2 protein-coding genes and 1 pseudogene are annotated in these 2,839 nt (G+C 43.1%); all 3 read left to right on the top strand.

Going from position 1 to position 2,839, the window contains the following annotated elements:
* Positions 1-554, top strand: a pseudogene (gene vex3 / locus GMD4S_RS07760) (ABC transporter permease subunit Vex3); the annotation flags it as partial.
* Between the two features lie 141 nt (positions 555-695).
* The gene (gene vncR, locus GMD4S_RS07755; protein ID WP_000697938.1) at positions 696-1,352 is read left to right on the top strand and encodes a response regulator transcription factor VncR; all 657 of its coding nucleotides are present in this window, start codon (positions 696-698) and stop codon (positions 1,350-1,352) included.
* Positions 1,349-2,677 carry a sensor histidine kinase VncS gene (gene vncS, locus GMD4S_RS07750; RefSeq protein ID WP_000831381.1) on the top strand — a complete coding sequence of 443 codons (1,329 nt, stop codon included), beginning with the start codon at positions 1,349-1,351 and terminating at the stop codon, positions 2,675-2,677. Before vncR ends, vncS begins: the two co-directional genes overlap by 4 nt.
* Positions 2,678-2,839 lie beyond the last annotated feature (162 nt).

Here is a 2,839-nt window from a genome sequence, read left to right as displayed (position 1 = left end):
AGAGCTACACACTTGTGAAGAGCTCCTCTAACTACCCAGCTCTAGAGCAATCCATCTCTGGTATGTACAAGATGGCCAACCTCCTCTTCTGGGGTAGCTTGAGCTTCTCAGTTCTTCTCCTTGCACTCTTGCTCAGTCTTTGGATCAACGCCCGTCGCAAGGAAGTGGGAATCCTCCTCTCTATCGGTCTCAAGCAGGCAAGTATCTTGGGGCAATTCATTACCGAATCTATCCTGATTGCCATTCCTGCTCTTATTTCTGCTTACTTCCTAGCCAACTACACAGCCCGTGCCATCGGAAATACTGTTCTTGCCAATGTCACTTCAGGTGTTGCCAAGCAAGCCAGCAAGGCTGCTCAAGCCTCTAATCTTGGTGGTGGTGCAGAAGTAGACGGCTTTAGCAAGACCCTGTCGAGCCTAGACATTTCCATTCAGACATCAGACTTTATCATCGTCTTTGTCCTAGCCTTGGTTCTAGTGGTTCTCGTTATGGCTCTTGCCTCAAGCAATCTCCTCAGAAAACAACCAAAAGAGCTCTTGCTCGATAGCGAATAAAAAACTTGCTACCTATTCTCCTCTAAATGGGGTATAATATAGGTAGCATTTTTATCTATTTCATTTTGATAAGGACTCTTCCTATCAGGATGAAACCGAGAAGATTTACAAGAAATTTAAAGGAATGTGAAACGTTTTTCTATGAAAATTTTAATTGTAGAAGATGAAGAGATGATCCGTGAGGGGATCAGTGACTATTTGACCGATTGTGGTTATGAAACCATTGAAGCAGCAGATGGACAAGAAGCTCTGGAAAAATTTTCCAGCTATGAAGTTGCTCTAGTACTGCTGGATATCCAGATGCCCAAGCTCAATGGCCTCGAAGTTCTAGCTGAGATTCGTAAGACCAGTCAGGTTCCTGTCTTGATGCTGACCGCTTTTCAGGATGAAGAATACAAGATGAGTGCTTTTGCTTCTCTGGCAGACGGTTATCTGGAAAAGCCCTTTTCTCTCTCCCTTTTAAAAGTAAGGGTGGACGCGATTTTCAAGCGCTACTACGATACAGGACGAATCTTCTCTTATAAGGATACCAAGGTGGACTTTGAGAGTTACAGTGCAAGCCTCGCGGGAGAAGAAGTGGCTATCAATGCCAAAGAGTTGGAAATTCTGGACTATCTGGTGAAAAATGAAGGCCGGGCCTTGACTCGTTCTCAGATAATTGATGCGGTCTGGAAGGTGACAGATGAGGTTCCCTTTGACCGTGTCATTGATGTCTATATCAAGGAATTACGGAAAAAGCTAGACTTGGATTGTATCCTCACTGTGCGCAATGTTGGTTATAAATTGGAGCGAAAATGAAACGAACAGGTTTATTTACAAAGATTTTTATCTATACCTTCTCGATTTTTAGTGTTCTGGTTATTTGTCTTCATTTAGCCATTTATTTTCTCTTTCCATCGACTTATCTAAGTCATCGTCAGGAAACCATTGGTCAGAAAGCGACAGCCATTGCTCGGTCCCTTGACGGAAAAGACAGGCAAAGTATCGAACAAGTGTTAGACTTGTATTCCCAGACCAGTGATATCAAAGGGTCCGTTAAGGGTGAGATGACTGAGGACAAGTTAGAGGTTAAGGATAATTTTCCACTAGATACAGCTCGCCAGACAACCTCCCTCTTTATTGAGGAGCGTGAGGTGAAAACGCAAGACGGTAGCACTATGACTCTTCAGTTTCTAGCTTCCATGGATTTGCAAAAGGAAGCAGAGCAGATCAGTCTCCAATTTCTCCCCTATACCTTGTTGGCATCTTTTTTAATTTCCCTTTTGGTAGCTTATATCTATGCTCGGACTATTGTTGCTCCGATCTTGGAAATCAAGTGGGTGACCCGTCGGATGATGGACCTGGATGCTGAAGTACGGTTGCGTGTGGATTCTAAGGATGAGATTGGTGATCTCAAGGAACAAATCAATAGCCTTTACCAGCATCTTTTGACTGTTATTGCGGACTTGCATGAGAAGAATGAAGCTATTCTCCAGCTGGAGAAGATGAAGGTTGAGTTCCTACGAGGGGCTTCTCATGAACTGAAAACACCTCTGGCCAGTTTGAAAATCCTGATTGAGAATATGAAAGAAAATATCGGTCGCTATAGAGATAGAGACCACTATCTGGGAGTTGCCTTGGGGATCGTGGACGACCTCAGTCATCACGTTCTCCAGATATTGTCTCTTTCTTCTGTTCAGGAATTGCGAGACGAGAAAGAAGAGGTTGACCTCCTTCAGATGACGCAAAGTCTGGTCAAGGATTATGCTTTGCTCGCCAAGGAAAGAGAACTTCAGATAGATAATAGCTTGACCCATCAGCAGGCATACATAAACCCATCTGTCATGAAACTAATCCTATCGAATCTCATCAGTAATGCTATCAAGCACTCCACTCCAGGTGGCTTGGTCCGCATTGGAGAAAGAGAAGGAGAACTCTTTATCGAGAATAGCTGTAGTCCTGAAGAACAGGAACAATTGGCCCAGTCTTTTTCTGACAATGCTAGTCGCAAGGCCAAGGGTTCGGGGATGGGGATCTTTGTGGTCAAAAGTTTATTAGAACACGAGAAATTACCTTATCATTTTGAGATGCAGGGTGATCGATTGACCTTCTTCATACGTTATCCCAAAGTCACTCAAGACTAAGGAGAAGAAAGGGGTTACATTGATTGAGTTGGAAGAAATTCAATCTAAAGTATGGGAAAAACTAGCTTTTTTTATCAAAAAGTGATAAAATGAACAATGTAAATGGGATGTCCCAAAAAATATATAGGAGGCCTGACAAATGGCAATCGTTTCAGCAGAAAA

Source organism: Streptococcus sp. GMD4S, assembly GCF_000296955.1.
Note: the sequence above shows the minus strand (reverse complement) of the source record. Positions and strands in the feature narration are given on the sequence as shown.